General features: G+C 73.5%; 5 protein-coding genes. 4 read left to right on the top strand and 1 reads right to left on the bottom strand.

Going from position 1 to position 17,301, the window contains the following annotated elements:
- Window positions 1-122: 122 nt before the first annotated feature.
- Window positions 123-3,329, bottom strand: a complete 3,207-nt coding sequence (locus tag ACFVGO_RS04595; protein WP_380630848.1) for a M28 family peptidase — start codon at window positions 3,327-3,329, stop codon at window positions 123-125.
- A 357-nt stretch (window positions 3,330-3,686) separates the two neighbouring features.
- Between ACFVGO_RS04595 and ACFVGO_RS04590 the strand changes: the two genes are divergently transcribed.
- The 4 genes from ACFVGO_RS04590 (at window position 3,687) to ACFVGO_RS04575 (ending at window position 17,283) form a co-directional block, all read left to right on the top strand.
- On the top strand, window positions 3,687-5,120 hold the full coding sequence (locus ACFVGO_RS04590; RefSeq protein WP_359898339.1) for a helix-turn-helix transcriptional regulator: 1,434 nt from the start codon (window positions 3,687-3,689) through the stop codon (window positions 5,118-5,120).
- 308 nt (window positions 5,121-5,428) lie between these two features.
- Entirely contained in the window at window positions 5,429-6,286 is an 858-nt protein-coding gene (locus ACFVGO_RS04585; RefSeq protein WP_380358803.1) for a sterol desaturase family protein, read from the top strand.
- Window positions 6,287-6,356: 70 nt separating this feature from the next.
- A complete protein-coding gene (locus tag ACFVGO_RS04580) occupies window positions 6,357-15,602 on the top strand; it encodes an amino acid adenylation domain-containing protein (RefSeq protein ID WP_380630847.1) in 9,246 nt (3,081 codons plus the stop codon).
- Entirely contained in the window at window positions 15,589-17,283 is a 1,695-nt protein-coding gene (locus ACFVGO_RS04575; protein WP_380630846.1) for a phytoene desaturase family protein, read from the top strand. Before ACFVGO_RS04580 ends, ACFVGO_RS04575 begins: the two co-directional genes overlap by 14 nt.
- Window positions 17,284-17,301 lie beyond the last annotated feature (18 nt).

The raw sequence follows: 17,301 nt of genomic DNA, 5'->3' as shown, positions 1-17,301 counted from the left end.
CCCACGGGGTGGGAAGTGTCCGGGTCCGGACCCTTGGTGGCCAGGGGCCACGTCTTCTCCGTTCTCCTCCCCCCCCAACGCCCCCCTCCGCAGCGGCTTCACCGGGTGTCAGGGCGTCCCGGTCACACCTGCTGCCAGAGGGCGGGCACGATCGGCGGCTCCCAGCCGACCTGGGCGGTGTGGCCCTGGAGGCAGCGGTAGCTGACGCCGTTGTAGGTCACGATGTCGCCGGCCTGGTAGGTGGTGCCGGCGGTCCAGGTGCCGCCGGGGTTGGGCGAGTCGCTGCCCACCACCAGGGAGAAGCTGGTGCTGTGGGTGGCCGAGCCGGTCCCGGTCAGGGTGATGTTGTAGGTGCCGGTGGGGGTCGAGGCGGAGGTGGCGACGGTGAGCGTCGCCGAGCCGCCGGACTGCACCGAGGACGGGTTGAAGGAGACCGTCACGCCGGTCGGTGCGCCCGAGGCGGTCAGGTTGACCGTCTGGGCCGAGCCGGAGGTGGTCGAGGTGGCGACCGTCGCGGTGGTGGTCTCACCGGGCTTGACGGTGGCGGTGGTGGGGTTCACCGAGACGGAGAAGTCGTTGGTGGGCGTGGTGCCGCCGACCGAGGTCTTCCAGATGGTGTACGCCACGCCGTCGGCGCTGCGGTTCAGCACCGTCGCGTCGATGTTGGCGGTGGTGTCGCAGGAGGAGTGGTAGCAGGAGTCGTAGGACCGGCCCGCCGTGCCGCCCCACTTGGCCGCCTGCGCCGAGGTCTTGGTGTCGCTGGCGCCGGCCGCGTAGCCGGAGGTCGGGATGCCGGCCTGCTGGAAGGAGTAGTCGTCCGAGCGGCCCTGGCCCTCGACGTTCTCCTCCGGCTTGAGGTTCAGCGAGTCCCAGTAGGCCTTCATCGGTGCGGAGGCCGCGGAGTTGATGTTGTTGATGAAGTAGCCGGCGTTGGTCGAGGCGATCATGTCGAAGTTGTAGTACGCCTTGATCGCGGAGCGCTGGGCGGAGCCCAGCTGGCCGACGTAGGACTGCGAGCCCTGCAGGCCCTGCTCCTCACCGGTCCACCAGGCGAACCGCACGTGCCGGGTCAGGCCGGGGTTCTGCTGGGCGAGCACGAGCGCGTTCTCCAGCAGGGTGGCCGAGCCGGAGCCGTTGTCGTTGATTCCGGGGCCGGCCGAGACGCTGTCCAGGTGGGCGCCGAACATGGTGACCTGGTCGGCCGGGCCGCCGGGCCAGTCGGCGATCAGGTTGTTGGACTGGTAGGTGCAGGAGGTGCAGGTCTGCTCGGTGACGCTGTAACCGGCCGCCTGGAGCTTGCCCTTGATGTACGCCAGCGACTGGCTGTGCCCGGCGCTGCCCGCCCGGCGGTGGCCGCCGTTCTGGCTCGCGATGCTGTTCAGCTGGGACAGGTGGGCCTGGATCTTGGCGACGTCGATGTCGGGCGCGGGACCGCCGGGGTTGCCCCCGCCGCCGACGGTGAGGCTGTACTGGGCGGTGTGGGTGGTGGTGCCGGCGGTGCCGGTGACGGTGATCTGGTAGCTCCCGGCCACGGCCGTCGCGGAGGCGTTCAGGGTGAGGGCGGCGGAGGAGCCGGCCTGGACCGAGGAGGGGTTGAAGCTCGCGGTGACGCCGGACGGCAGGCCGGAGGCGGTCAGGGCGACGGTCTGGGCGGTGCCGGAGGTCACCGCGGTGCTCACCGTGGCCGTGGTGGAGGCGCCGGGCTGGACGGAGCCGGAGGCCGGGCCGAGGGAGAGCGAGAAGTCGCTGTTGCCGGACGGCGTGCAGGTGGGGTCGCCGGTCTGGGCGGGGACGCTGACGGCGTCCCAGGCGGCCTTGGCGCGGTTGAAGAAGGTGCAGGTGGGGTCGAGGTTCTTGGCGGCGGTCAGGGTGGCGGTGCGGTAGCGCTTGTAGGTCATGCCGCTGGTCTTGAGGAGCATGCCGCCGTAGAAGACCCGGCCGGCGTCCTTGATGCCGATGCCGGTGACGGAGGAGTTGTTGCAGGTGGGGCTGGTGGGCTTGCCGCCGCCGGGGTTGGAGCCCTCGGCGAGCAGGTAGAACCAGTGGTTGAGCGGGCCGGCCGCGGCGTGCTCCTCGGTGTTCGGGATGGACGCCGAGTAGCAGTTGGGGTTGTTGCTCACCAGCGAGGGGTTGTACATGTTGCGGATCGGGCCGTTGCCGACCAGGTTGATCATCTCGCCGACGGTGTAGTCCGGGGAGTCGTACGGCGAGGGCTCGTTGGCGTACGACTCGGTCAGCGCGCCCATGATGTCGCCGGTGGCCTCGCCCAGGCCGGACTCGTTGTTGGCGCCGCCGGGGGTGTACTGGTCGATGCCGTGGCCGAACTCGTGGCCGACCACGTCGATCGCGGCGATCCACTCGTTGGCCTGGCTGTGGCCGATGGATATCGTGCTGCCGTCCCAGTAGGCGTTGACGTCACTGAGGCCGACCTTGACGGGCCAGCTGCCGCCGTTGCCGTTGTGGCCGTTGCGCCCCAGCCAGTCGCGGAGCATGTCCCATTCCTTCTGGGCCGCGAACATCGCGTCGCCGCAGCCGGTCTCCTTGCTGGACGGGCTGCCGTTGCCCCAGGAGTCGCTCGACTTGGAGAAGACCTGCCCGGTGCCGTAGTCGGAACACGACAGGCCGGGCCGGTTGGGATCGCGCAGCGAGTAGGAGCCGCCCGAGCTCGTGGTGCTGATGCTGACCGGGGCGGGTCCGTTCCACTTGCTGTTGACGGTGCCGGCGCGCACGTCGTCGTAGCTGTCGAGCACCTCGCCGGTGGCCGCGTCCACGAAGACGTGCAGCGTGCTGGGCGCCGACGCGGTGCGGCCCTTGAGGACGGTCTCCCAGGCGAGCCGGGCGGTGCCGTCCTTGACCCGCACGACCAGGCGGCGGGAGTCCACCGAGTCCACGGTGGCCAGCTTCGTACGGGCGGTCTTCTCCGCGTCCGCCGCGCTGACCTGCGGGGTGGTCGAGCCGCCGACGGGGCCGGTGGCGGCGGACTGCAGGGCGCGGACCGTGCCCCGGGAGTCGGCGAGGACGACCGCGTCGCCGCCGACCACCGGCAGGCCGTGGTAACTGCGCTCGTACGAGACGGAGTACAGGCCGCCGAGCCAGGGCGTGACGGCCTTGCGCTCGTACGTCTCGCCCGGGCCCTTGGCCAGCCCGTCCAATCCCGCGTTCGCAGCCGCGTCGGCGGCGTTGACGGCGGCGGCCAGGGCGCTCGGCGGCGCCGGGGAGGGGGCGGGTGCGGCGGTGGCCGGCCCCGCGGTGGCGGCGATCATGCCGGCCAGCACGGTCAGGGCGGTCGCCGCGGTCAGCAACCTTCCCGCGGAAATCCTGCGTTGCATCGGGGCTCCTCGCGTGTGGGGGTCCTCGACCGCGGACGGCAGGCCGGTGGCACACCGCAGGGGGCCGCATCGGGGGGACGGCCGTGCGGGCCGTCCGCGCTCGGGTGCCCGAACCCTCACACGACGTCATGCCCGGGTCAATGCCTGGTGCGTGCGAGGCAAGGGGTTGGCAAATTCCGTCAAGCCCGCAGGTCCGGCTTTGCGTCAAGCTGGGCTTTCCTTCAAGTGGTTGAGACCACCTCATGTACGGAGCCGGTGGCGATCGAGTACCGTCCTCGTCATCGGAGTCGTCGGAATCACTGGAACCGTCGGCAGTCCCTGCGACCGGCCGAGGACGACCCGCCCGGGGAGGCAGCCGTGCAGCGCAACCGTGTGGTCCCCGCGGCGGCGGTGCCGGCACCGCCGACCGGCCGGGGGCAGGACGCCTGGCGCGAGTTCGGCGCCCGGTTGCGGCACTGGCGGCGCCGGGCCGGACTCACCCAGGCGCAGCTCGGCGCCGGGATCGGCTACGACCACACCGCGGTCAGCAAGATCGAGCACGGCGCCCGCCGGGTCACCCCCCGGGTCGCCGACCGGATCGACGAGCTCCTCGGCGCGGAAGGCGAGTTGAGCGCCGCGTGCCAGCGCGCCGAGAGCGCCGAGCTGTGCGTGCTGGACGCCTTCTCACCCGCTCTGCTCCGACCTCCGCTGCCGGGCGGGGCGGCGCCCGGCGCGCCCGTCCCGCCCCCAGCCCCCGCTCCGCTGCGACTGCCGGACTACGGCCTGCTCTGCCCGCTGCACGGCGCCGAGGGCTGCGCGGTCCCCGAGGCCGGAGAACTCGTCGCCCTGCACGCCGAGTTCTGTGCCCCGGAGGGCCTGGCCGACCCGGCCGCCGGGCGCCCGCTGGACGACGTCACCGCGCACGCCCTGACCGGGCTGCTCGCCGCCCACCTGCGCTCCGGCGAGACCGGCGACCGGCCGGGCCTGGCCGCCGCCGTGGAGCGCACCCTGCACGCGGTGCTCGCCCGGCTCGCCGGCGCCCCCGCCGCGCAGCGCGGTCCGCTGGTCCGGCTGGCCGCCGAGCACGCCCACGCGGCCGGTGCGCTGCGGATGCAGGACGGTCGCAACGCCACCGCGATGGCCTGCTACGACCGCGCCCTCACCTGGGCCGGGCTGGCCGTGGACCGGGCCACCCAGGTCGGCACGCTCAGCGACATGAGCGTCCTGGCCCGGCTGGACGGCGACCCGGTCGCGGCGCTCGGCTACGCCCGCGAGATCGAACGGGTCGCTCCGGACCGGCACTGGGCCGGCGCGATGGGCCGGATCAGCCGGGCCCGGGCGTACGCGCTCACCGGTGACGTGCGGGCGACCGTCCGGCAGATCGGGCTGGCGCGGGCGCACCTGGACCACATCGGCGCGGAGGACGAGGTCGACGTGCCCTGGCTCTCGATCGCCTCGATGCGGATGCGGGTCGAGTCCGCCGCGGCCGCCGCGCTGCGCGACCTGGCCGCCGCCACCGACGACCCCCGGCTGGCCCGCCGCGCGCTGGACGCCACCGAGACCGCCCTCGGCCTGCTGGGTCCGGACCAACTGCCCTCCAGTCGACTGCTCTTCATCGTCCGGGCGGCCGACTGCCACGTCTGCGCGCACGACCCGGCGACGGCCGTCGAACTGCTCGGCCCCGCCCTGGAGGCGACCGGCGTGACGGCCCTGCCCGCGCTGGTCGAGTACGAGCTGCGCGGTCTGCGCGACCGTCTCGCGGCGCACGCGCCCCGTGCCGCGCACCGGTTGGCGGAGCCGGCCCGCTCCTGATCGGGCGGTGCTCCGGGGGCCGTGGCGACGGTCGCCCGTTTGGCTGGATCAGGTGGCCGCGCGGGGTGGCGCGGAAGGGGCGCACAGCAGCGCCCGCCGACCTGGACAGATGCGGTCGCACGCCGCCAATTCCCACGCCTTCTCGAAAATGCGCCCCCTTCACGCCGTACGAACGTCAACTTCGTGAGCGTATAGTCCGCCGATCGGGTCATTCATGGAGTTAACACGTCGAATGACTGTCACGGCGCGAGTCTGCCGCTAGAGTCTCTGACGTTTCCAGTCGTTAGTCCGCGAAGAACGGGGGGCGCGTGCTGTCAGCCATTGCCCGCCGGCTCGCCCACCCGCTGCTGCTCCTGGGTGTGCTGTGCACGGCCGTCGCGACCCTGCACTTCCATTGGGCGCCGGACCGGGTCTCCCCGCTCTTCCTGGTCGCCGTCCTCGGATACCTGGCGGTCCTGGAACGGGTGATCCCGTACCGGATCGACTGGCATCCGAGCCGACGCGAACTCGGCTGGTACAGCGTCTACTTCGTGCTGAGCATGGTCGGCGGAGCGCTGGCCCAGGGGCTGGTGGCGACGCTGGTTGAGGTGCTCGGCCCGGCCCACCCGGCGCTGCCGTTCGCGGTGGAGATCCCGCTCGCGCTGCTGGTCGGCTCGCTCGGCGACTACCTCGTGCACCGCTGGTCCCACCGCAACCGGTGGCTCTGGCGGCTGCACGGGGTGCACCACGTCCCGGACAAGGTGAACGTCGCGAACAACGGCGTGAATCATTTCCTGGACGTGCTCGTCGCACAGTCCGTGGTCCAACTGTCGCTGGCGCTGATCGGATTCTCGCCGGATTCAGTGTTCGTGGTCGGAATATTCGTCCTGGCTCAGGGGTATTTCGTCCACGCCAACATCGAAGTCCGAATCGGCCCGCTCGGCCACGTCCTGGCCGGGCCGGAACTCCACCGCCTGCACCACAGCACCGACCTCGCCGAAGCCGGCCACTACGCCTCCGACCTCTCGCTCTGGGACCACGTGTTCGGGAGCTTCACCTGGCGGCCCGGCAGGGTGCCGAAGGCCGTCGGCCTCACCGACCCGGCCGCGTTCCCCACCACCGGGGAGCTCGGTGCCACGCTGCTGCACCCCTGGCGCCGGGCGAAGACCACCGAGCAGTCCGTCTGAACCCCGGCCCGAGCGGCCGCCCCCACTTGCCCGTGTCCCCGGCGCCACGCCATCACCCCCGGATTGGACCATGACCTCCTCGCCCTTCGCCGTGCCCCGCGAACGCATCGCGATCACCGGTATCGGCTGCCGCCTGCCAGGACACGCCAACGACCACCGGTCCTACTGGAGCAACCTGATCGAGGGCCGGGACTGTCTCGCAGAGACGCCCGCCGACCGCTACGACACCGGCACCCTGGGCAGCAGGGACCGGGCCAAGCCGGGGCGGCTGATCGGTGGCCGGGGCGGCTACATCGACGGCTTCGACACCTTCGACCCGGACTTCTTCGGGATCAGCCCGCGCGAGGCCGAACACATGGACCCGCAGCAGCGCAAGCTCCTGGAGGTCAGCTGGGAGGCCCTGGAGGACGGCGGCCTGCGCCCCGGCGAACTGGCCGGCCGCGAGGTCGGCGTCTACATGGGCGCCTTCACCCTCGACTGGAAGATCCTCCAGTTCGCCGACCTCGACTTCGGCACCATCGCGGCGCACACCGCCACCGGCACCATGATGACGATGGTGTCCAACCGGATCTCGCACTGCTTCGACTTCCGCGGGCCCAGCGTCTCGATCGACACCGCGTGCAGCTCCTCGCTGGTCGCGGTCCACCTCGCCTGCCAGAGCCTGCTCCGTGGTGAGACCGAACTCGCCCTGGCCGGCGGGGCGTTGCTGCACATGGCGCCGCAGTACACGATCGCCGAGACCAAGGGCGGCTTCCTCTCCGCGGACGGCCGGTCGCGCGCCTTCGACGCCTCCGCCGACGGCTACGTCCGGGCCGAGGGCGTCGGCGTGGTCGTGCTCAAGCGGCTCTCCGACGCGCTGCGCGACGGGGATCCGGTGCACGCCGTCATCCTCGGCACCGGCGTCAACCAGGACGGGCGCACCAACGGCATCACCGTCCCCAGCGCGGACGCCCAGGTCACCCTGATCGAGCGGGTCTGCGCCGAGGCCGGGGTGGTGCCCGGCAGCCTCCAGTACGTCGAGGCGCACGGCACCTCCACCCCGGTCGGCGACCCGATCGAGGCCGCCGCCCTCGGCCGGGTGCTCGGCATCGGCCGCCGGCCCGGGGACCGCTGCTACGTCGGCTCGGTCAAGACCAACATCGGACACACCGAGGCGGCGGCCGGCGTCGCCGGGCTGATCAAGACCGCGCTCGCGATCAAGCACCGCCGCATCCCGCCGCACCTCAACCTGGAGCGGCCCAACCCCGGCATCGACCTGGACGCGCTGCCGTTCGAGATCCCGACCGTTCCGGTGGACTGGCCAGAGCACCGGGGGCCGGCCCGCGCGGGCGTCAACTCCTTCGGCTTCGGCGGCACCAACGCCCACGTGCTGCTGGAGGAGCCGCCGCGGCCCGATCCCGCCGCACCGGTGGCCGGGCCGGCCCGCTCGGTGCTGCCGCTGAGCACCAAGGACACCGCCGCACTTCCCGAACTGGCCGACGCCGTACGGCAGGAGCTCGCCGGCGGGACCTCCCTGGCCGACCTCGGCCACACCCTGGCCCACCGCCGCCAGCACCTGCCCGAGCGGCTCGGGGTGGTCTACTCCACCCGGGAGGACCTGGACGAGGCGCTGGCCGCGTACGCGCGCGGCGAGGAGCACCCGCGAGTGGTCCAGGGCCGCGCCCGGGAACGCCGGCAGCGCCGGCTGGCCTGGGTGTTCACCGGCATGGGCCCGCAGTGGTGGGGCATGGGCCGTGGGCTGTACGAGCACGAGCCGGTCTACCGGGAGGCCGTGCAGGCCGTCGACCAGGAGATCCGCGCGCAGGCCGGCTGGTCGCTGCTCACCGAGCTGGGCCGGGACGAGGCGGACTCCAGGATGGCCGAGACCTGGCTCGCCCAGCCCGCCAACTTCGCCGTCCAGGTGGGCCTTTCGGCGCTCTGGCGGAGCCACGGCCTGCGCCCCGACGCGGTGGTCGGCCACAGCACCGGCGAGGTCGCCGCCTTCCACGAGGCCGGGGTGTACGACCTGGCCGACGCCGTGCGGGTGGTGCTCGCCCGCAGCCGCCTCCAGCAGCGCCTGGCCGGCAGCGGCAGCATGCTCGCGGTCGGCCTGCCGGAGGCCGAGGCCGAGCGCCGCATCCGCCCGTACCGCTCCCGGATCTCGCTCGGCGCGATCAACAGCCCCTCCGCGGTGACCCTGGCCGGGGACACCGAGGCGCTGGCCGAGCTGGCGGAGGAGCTGCGGCAGCAGGGCGTCTTCGCCCGCCTGCTGGACGTCGAAGTCCCGTACCACAGCGTGCGGATGGACCCGATCCGGGACGAGCTGGTGGCCGCGCTCGCCGTCATCAAGCCCCAGGAGGCGCGGCTGCCGCTCTACCTGACCGCCCGCGAGGGGCTCGCCCGCGGGCCGGAGCTGGACGGCGAGTACTGGTGGCAGAACGTCCGCAACCCGGTGCGCTTCCGGGCCGCCGTCGAGCGGATGGCCGAGGACGGCCACGGACTGTTCCTGGAAATCGGCCCGCACCCGGTGCTCGGCCACGCGATCCGCGAGTGCGCGGAGCGGGCGCACGTCCTGCCGTCGATCCGCCGGCAGCAGGACGAGCCCGAGCGCCTCGCCCGCAGTCTCGCCGAACTGCACACCCTCGGCGTCGAGTTGAGCTGGGACGCGCTGCACCCGGCGGGCCGCCCGGTACCGCTGCCGGCCTACCCGTGGCGGCGCGACCGGTACTGGGTGGAGCCCAAGCCGGTCGAGCAGGTCCGGCTCGGGCAGCTGGACCACCCGCTGCTAGGCCGCCGCACCGCGAGCGCCCAGCCCGGCTGGACCGTGGCGCTCGACCCCGAGCGGCTGCCCTACCTGACCGACCACCGGATCGAGGGCCAGGTCGTCTTCCCCGCCGCCGGGTACCTGGAGATGGCCGCCCAGGCCGTCCGCACCCTGACCGGCGGCACCGAGGTGACGCTGGCCGAGATCGAGCTGAACCGGGCGCTGTTCCTCTCCGAGACCGAGCCCGTCCCCGTCCAGCTCGGCTACGGGCCGGAGGACGCCCGCTTCACCATCGCCTCCACCCCCGCCGGCGGCGAGCCCGCCGTGCACGCCGGCGGCCGGGTCCGCACCGGCCAGCGCCGCGGCTACGGCCCCGCACTGGACGCGGACGCCCTCCGGGCCCGGGGGCGGCACCTCGACGGCCCGGACTGCTACCGGCAGCTGGCCGCGCGCGGCTACGACTACGGGCCCGCCTTCCAGGCCATCGCCGAGGTGTGGGCGGGCCCCCGCGAGGCGCTCGCGCGGATCCGGCCGACCGCCGAGCTCGGCCCGGACGCGGCCGACCACCACCTGCACCCGGTGCTGCTGGACGGCTGCTTCCAGACCCTGCTCACCACCCGGCTGGAGGAGCCCGAGGGCGGCAGCGTCCGGCTCCCCGTCTCGATCGCCGAGGTCCGGCTCGACGAGATCGGCGACCGCCCGCTGTGGGTGCACGCCACCGTCACCCGGGACAGCGGCGAGGAACTCGTCGGCGACCTCGCGCTCTACACCGAGGACGGCACCCCGGTCGGCCGGGTCACCGGCTTCCGGGTCGCCGACGTCGCCCAGGCCCCGGCCTCCGTCGGGCTGGCCACCATCGACGGCTGGCTCACCGAGGTCGACTGGGTGGAGGTCGCCGCGCCGGCCGTCGACGGGCCCCCCGGCGACCTGGTGCTGTTCGCCGACGAGGGCGGCCTCGCCGAGCGGCTGGCCGCCCTGGCCACCGGCCGGGGCGCCCGCTGCCACCTGGTCCGGCCCGGCGCCGAGTACCGGCACGGCGAGGGGCACTCGACCGTGCGGCCCGACTCCGCCGAGGACGTCCGGCGACTGTTCGCCGAGCTCGACCCAGGCTTCGCCACCGTCGTCCACCTCTGGAACCTCGACCAGCCCGCCCTCGCCGCCACCACCGCCGACCGGCTCGGCCCGCTCGCGACCCTCGGCGCCTACTCCCTGATCGCCCTCGCCCAGGCCCTGCCCGCCGCCCGCCCGGACGGCCGGCTGCACATCGTCACCCGGGGCACCCAGCCCGCCGCCCCCGGCGACCGGGTCGAACCGCTCGGCGCCCCCGCCTGGGGCATCGGCCGGGTGCTGTGGCAGCAGGAGCTGGTCGCCCAGCGCGGCACCCTGATCGACCTCGACCCGGCCGTCGACGCCGCCGACCAGGCCGAGGCGCTGCTCGCCGAACTCGCCGCCCGGGACGAGCAGGAGATCGCCCTGCGGTCCGGCGGCCGGCTCACCAGCCGGCTGCGGCAGGCCGAGGGCCTCACCCGGCCGCTGCCGCCGGTCCTGCGCCCCGACGGCAGCTACCTGGTCACCGGAGCCTTCGGCGCCCTCGGCCGGCTGCTCTGCCGCACCCTCGTCCGGCGCGGCGCCCGGCGGCTGATCCTGGTCGGCCGCACCGCCCTGCCCGAGCGCTCCGAGTGGGCGTACACCGACCCGGACACCCCCGTCGGGCAGCGGATCGCCTTCCTGCGCGAGCTCCAGGCGCTCGGCGCCGAACCGCTGCTCGCCCCGATCGACGTCACCGACGAGGCCGCCCTCGCCGACTGGCTCGCCGACTACCGGCAGCGCCAACTCCCGCCGATCCGAGGCGTGTTCCACCTCGCCGGACAGGTCAGGGACACCCTGCTGGCCCAGATGGACCGGCCGGCCTTCGACGCCGGCTACGCCCCCAAGGTGATCGGCGGCCACCTGCTGCACCGGCTGCTGCGGGACGAACCGCTCGACCACTTCGTGCTGTTCGCCTCCGTCGCCTCGCTGCTCACCACCGCCGGCCAGACCAACTACGCGGCCGGCAACGCCTTCCTGGACGCCCTGGCCCACCACCGCCGGGCCGAGGGCCTGCCCGGGCTCAGCCTGGACTGGGGGCCCTGGGCCACCGGCATGATCGAGGAGCTGGGCCTGGTCGCCCACTACCGCGACGCCCGGGGCATGAGCTCGCTGCCGCCGGACGCCGGAACGGCCGTCCTGGAGCGCGTCCTCGGCCAGGACCGCGCCCAGCTGCTGGTCGCCACCGTGGTCGACTGGCCGACCTTCCTCGCCTGGTACCCGGCGCCGCCGCCGCTGGTCGCCGACCTGGCGGCGAGCGCCGCCGAGCAGGCCCCGGTCGAGACCGGCGGCTTCCTGGACGCCTACCGCGCGGCCGACCCGCAGGCCCGCCGGGAGCTGGTCGTCGAACGCTTCACCGCCGCCGCCGCGGCCGTGCTGCGGATCGGCGCCGAACGGATCGACGCGGAGACCAGGCTCGGCGCGCACGGCCTGGACTCGCTGCTCGCGATGGAACTGCGCGCCCGGGTGCACGGCGAACAGGGCGTCGCCCTGCCGGTGGTGGCCCTGCTCAGCAACGGCACCGTCGGCGACCTGGTCGACCTGCTCACCGAGGGCCTGGCCGAGCGGCTCACCGCCGACGGCGCCCCGGCCGAGGCCGAGGTCGAGCTGTACGCCGACGAGTCCCGCTTCCCGCTCACCCACAACCAGCAGGCGCTCTGGTTCCTGCGCCTGCTGCACCCGGACGGCTTCGCGTACAACATCGGCGGCGCCGTCGAGGTCCGCGCGGAGCTCGACCCGGAGCTGATGTTCGGGGCCTTCCGCCACCTCGTCGCCCGGCACCCCGAGCTGCGCGCCGCCTTCACCGCCGAGGAGGGCCGCCCGGTCCAGCGGATCCGGGAGGAGGCCGAGGCCGACACCGGGCTGTTCGACGTCGAGGGCCGGCCGTGGGAGGAGATCCACGACCTGATCGTCCGCGAGTACCGGCGGCCGTACGACCTCGCCGAGGACCCGCTGGTGCGGCTCAGGCTGTTCCGGCGCGGGCCGGACCGCTGGGTACTGATGAAGGCCGTCCACCACATCGTCTCGGACGCGATCTCCACCTTCACCTTCATCGAGGAGCTGTTCGAGGCCTACGAGGCGCTGCGCCAGGGCCGCACCCCGGAACTGCCCCCGGTGCCCGCCCGCTACCTGGACTTCCTCAACCGCCAGAACCGGTTCCTGGCCGGGCCCGAGGCACGGCGGATGCTCGACTACTGGCGCGGCCACCTGCCGGCCGAGATGCCGGTGCTGGCCCTGCCCACCGACAAGCCGCGCCCGGCCGTGCAGACCCACAACGGCGCCTCCGAGTTCTTCCAGCTGGACGCCGAACTCACCGCCCGGGTGCACGAGCTGGCCCGGGCCAACGGCGCCACCCCGTTCATGGTGCTGCTCAGCGCCTACTACCTGCTGCTGCACCGCTGGTCCGGGCAGCCGGACATCGTGGTCGGCAGCCCGGTCACCGGCCGCACCCAGGAGGAGTTCGCCTCCGTCTACGGCTACTTCGTCAACCCGCTGCCGCTGCACGTGAGCCTGGCCGGGGAGCCGACCGTGGCCGACCTGCTGGGCCGGGTGCGGGAGAGCGTGCTCGGCGGGCTGGACAACCAGGAGTACCCCTTCCCGCTGCTGGTCGAGCAGTTGGGCCTCCAGCACGACCCGAGCCGTTCCGCGGTGTTCCAGGCGATGTTCATCCTGCTCACCCACAAGGTCGCCGTGGAGCGCTTCGGATACCGTCTGGAGTACATCGAACTCCCCGAGGAGGAAGGCCAGTTCGACCTCACGCTGTCCGCCTACGAGGACCGCGCCGACGGCTGCTTCCACTGCGTCTTCAAGTACAACTCGGACCTCTTCGAGCCCGCCACCGTCCAGCGGCTGGCCGCGCACTACCGCAACCTGCTGGACGCCATGACCCGCGCCGCCGAGGACGAGCCAGTCGGACGGCTGCGGATGCTCGGTGACGCCGAACGGCGGGAGCTCCTCACCGGATTCAGCGGCGCCGAGCGCCGGATCGAGCACGACACCCCGGTGCCCGAGCTGATCGCCAAGGCCGCCGCCGAACGGCCCGAGGCCGTCGCGGTGGTCGCGCCCGGCCGGGACGGCGTCCGCCGGCTGACCTACGGCGAACTGGAGCGCCAGGCCCAGCGCACCGCCGTGAGACTGCGCGAACTCGGCGTCGGCGAGGGCTCGGTGGTCGCGGTCTGCCTGGACAAGTCGCCCGAGCTGATCACCACCCTGCTGGGGATCTGGCGGGCCGGCGCCGCCTACCTGCCGCTCGACCCCGGGCACCCGGCCGACCGGCTCGCCCACCAGGTGGCGGACGCCGGAGCGGCGCTGGTGGTGGTCGACCAGCGGCGCCCGCTCCCCGCCGACCTGCCCGCCGAGCCGGTCACCCTGGAGGAACTGGACCGGCCGGTCCTGGGGGGCGCCGTGCCGCTGCCCGCCGCCGACCCGGACCGGCCCGCCTACCTGATCCACACCTCGGGCTCCACCGGCCGGCCGAAGGGAGTCCGGGTCGACCACCGGAACCTGGCCGCCGTCACCGCCGGCTGGCGCGCCGAGTACCGGCTGGACACCGAGGTCCGGGTGCACCTCCAGATGGCCGGCACCGCCTTCGACGTCTTCTCCGGGGACTTCGCCCGGGCGCTCAGCACCGGCGGCACCCTCGTCCTGGTCGACCGCGAGCTGCTCTTCGACACCGCCCGGCTGTACCGGGTGATGCGCGAGGAGGCCGTGGACGGCGGCGAGTTCGTGCCCGCCGTGGCCCGAGGGCTGCTGGCCCACTGCGAGCGCGAGGGCCTGACGCTGGACTTCCTGCGGCTGCTGATCGTCGGCTCCGACTCCTGGAAGGCCGCCGAGCACCAGCGGGTGCGCGCCCTGTGCGGCCCGCGGACCCGGCTGGTCAACTCCTACGGGCTGACCGAGGCCAGCGTCGACAGCACCTACTACGAGGGCCCGACCGAGCAGCTGGAACCCGGCCGGATGGTGCCGATCGGCCGGCCGTTCCCGAACAGTGCGGTGTACGTCCTGGACCCGTACGGCGAGCCCGTCCCGGTGGGCGTGCCCGGCGAGCTGTGGATCGGCGGCGCGGGCGTAGCGGCCGGCTACCCCAACGACCCGGAGCAGACCGCCCGGCGCTTCGTCACCCTGGAGCTCGACGGCGCACCCGCGCGGCTCTACCGCACCGGCGACCTCGGCCACTGGGACACCGCCGGCACCCTGCACCTGCTCGGCCGCATCGACAACCAGGTCAAGGTCCGCGGCCACCGGATCGAGCTCGGCGAGATCGAGGCCCACCTCACCGCCCGTCCGGAACTCGCCCAGGCCTGCGTGGCGGTCCGCCAGGACGCCCGGGGCGAGGCCGCCCTCGCCGCCTACGTGGTGCCCGCCGAGGGCACCGTGCTGGACCGCCGCGAACTGCGCCGCCACCTGGCCGAGCACCTGCCCACCGTGATGATCCCCTCCTACCTCACCGAACTGCCCGCCCTGCCGCTCACCCCGAACGGCAAGGTGGACCTCGCGGCCCTGCCCGAGCCGAAGGCCGACACCGCCGGGGCCCAGCACGAACCGCCCGTCACGCTCTACGAGACGAGGGTCGCCGAGCACTGGCAGAACCTGCTCGGCCTGGACGAAGTCGGCCTCCAGCACGACTTCTTCGAACTCGGCGGCAGCTCGATCCGGCTCATCGAGCTGATCCACCACCTGCAGAGCGAGTTCAACATCAGCATCCCGGTCGGCCTGCTGTTCAAGGTCACCACCCTGCACGGCATGGCCCGCACCGTCGAGCAGATCATCACCGGCGAGGTGGCCGGCGGCGAACCCTACCTCTGGTTCAACGCCGCGGCGCCCGAGGACCGCACGGTCTTCTGCTTCCCGCCGGCCGGCGGCCACGGGCTGGTCTACCGGCAGCTCGCCGCGCACCTGCCGGAGCACCGGATCGCCTCCTTCAACTACCTGACCGGCGACGACAAGACCGCCCGCTACGCGGACCTGGTCGAGGAACTGCACCCCGCCGGGCCGTACGTCCTGCTCGGCTACTCGCTCGGCGGCAACCTCGCCTTCGAGGTGGCCAAGGAGCTGGAGCGGCGCGGACGCACGGTGGCCTCGGTGCTGCTGGTGGACGCCTACCGGGTCACCGAGGCCTTCGACCTCGGCGAGGAGCACCTGGCCGTCTTCGAACGCGAACTCCACGAGCACCTGCACCGCCACACCGGCTCGCGGATCGTCGCCCGGGAGACCATCGAACAGGCCAGGGACTACCTGGAGTTCAGCAGCCGGACGCCCAACACGGGAACCGTCAGGGCCCAGTTGGACGTGGTCTGCGAAAGCGACCGGCTGTCCGTGCACGTGGGCGGCGAACCGGGCTCCTGGCACGGTGCCTCCACCACGGGCACCGCGGTGTACGTCGGACACGGCGCCCACGCCGAGATGCTCGACGGGGACTTCGCCGCCCGCAACGCCGAACTGGCCGGCGCCATCCTGGCCGGGGGCACCGCCGATGTCCTCGGCTGACCGCGGGCCGGACTGGTCCACCAGGGAACGGGCCGCCGGCGGCCCGCCCCGGGTGATCGTGATCGGGGCCGGCCTGGCCGGCCTCGCCACCGGCTGCTACGCGCAGATGAGCGGCCTGGAGACCCGGATCTTCGAGAAGCACGTGCTGCCCGGCGGCTGCTGCACCGCCTGGTCCCGGCACGGCTACCTGTTCGACTACTGCATCGACTGGCTGATCGGCACCGCCGAGGGCACCGGGGCGCACCAGGTCTGGAGCGAACTCGGCGCCCTGGACGGCAAGTCGGTGACCCGCTTCGACACCTTCAACCGGGTGGTCGACGAATACGGCCGGGCCGTCACCTTCTACGGCGACCCGGACCGGCTGGAGGCCCACCTGCTGGCCCTCGCGCCCGGCGACGCCAAGCCGATCCGGGCCTTCTGCCGGGACCTGCGCCGCTACGCCGCGATCGAGCTGCCCTGGGACCTCACCCCGCCGCCGCTGCGCACCACGGCGGAACGGCTGCGCACCCTGCGCACCGTCCTGCCCGCGTTCCGGCTGTTCTGGCGCACCGCGACCACCCCGATGAGCGGCTTCGCCGAGCGGTTCCAGGACCCGCTGCTGCGGCGGGCCTTCCCCAACATGTTCCTCCAGGAGCCCGAGGGCTTCCCGCTGCTGCCGTACCTGTACACCCTGGCGGCCGCCCACAACGGCAACGCGGGTTTCCCGGAAGGCGGTTCGCTCGGGCTGGCCCGCTCGGTGGAGGAGCGCTACACCTCGCTCGGCGGGGTGATCGGCTACCGCTGCCGGGCGGAGCGCATCCTGATCGAGGACGGGCGCGCGATCGGAGTGGAACTCAAGGACGGCTCCCGGCACTTCGCCGACCACGTGGTGGCCGCCTGCGACGGTCCGACGGTGCTCGACCGGCTGCTGGAGGGCCGGTACTCCAGCCCCGCCACCGAGAAGCTGTACGGCGAACTGCTCGACAAGCCGGGCAACCTGTACCCGGCCGTGGTCTCCGCCTTCGTCGGCGTCGACGGCCCGCTGCCCGAGGGCGAACCGCACAGCACCACCTACCTGCTGTCGCCCGAGGACGGTGCGCGGCTGCCCGGCTCGCTCCAGCGCAGCCTGGTGGTGCAGCTGCGCTCCACCTATGCGGACGGCTTCGCCCCGCCCGGCAAGTCGGTGCTGCACTGCACCTACTTCAGCGACTACCGCTCCTGGAAGGACCTGCGGAGCAGCGACCGCCGGGCCTACCGGGCGCGCAAGCAGGAAGTCGCCGCGTTCGTCCGGGAGTTCCTGGAGCGGACCTACCCCGAGCTCGGCCCGCGGATCGAACTCGTCGACGTGGCGTCGCCGGTGACCACCGAGCGGTTCACCGGCAACACCTACGGCAGCATCCTCGCCTGGCAGGCCTTCTCCGAGGCCGAGGACGCGGCCAACCGGCTGGTCAACCGGGACCGGATGCGGCTGCCCGGGCTGAGCGGCTTCTCCATGGCGGGCCAGTGGACCTCGCTCGGCGGGCTGATCCGGGCCGCCACCAGCGGACGGTTCGCCGCGCAGTACCTCTGCCAGGAGCTCGGCCGGCCGTTCCGGGCCTGGCCGAGCGACAACCGGGAACCCTGGCACGCGGGCAAGTGGGGCCGGCTGCCGCAACTCGGCCGGGCCACCGTGGGAGCGCCGGAAGTGGGAGTGGCGGAGTGAGCGGGACGACGACCGGCG

The organism is Kitasatospora sp. NPDC057738 (genome assembly GCF_042798815.1).
In the GTDB taxonomy this organism is placed as follows: domain Bacteria; phylum Actinomycetota; class Actinomycetes; order Streptomycetales; family Streptomycetaceae; genus Kitasatospora; species Kitasatospora lactacystinica.
This window is presented reverse-complemented; position numbering and strand designations above follow the sequence as displayed.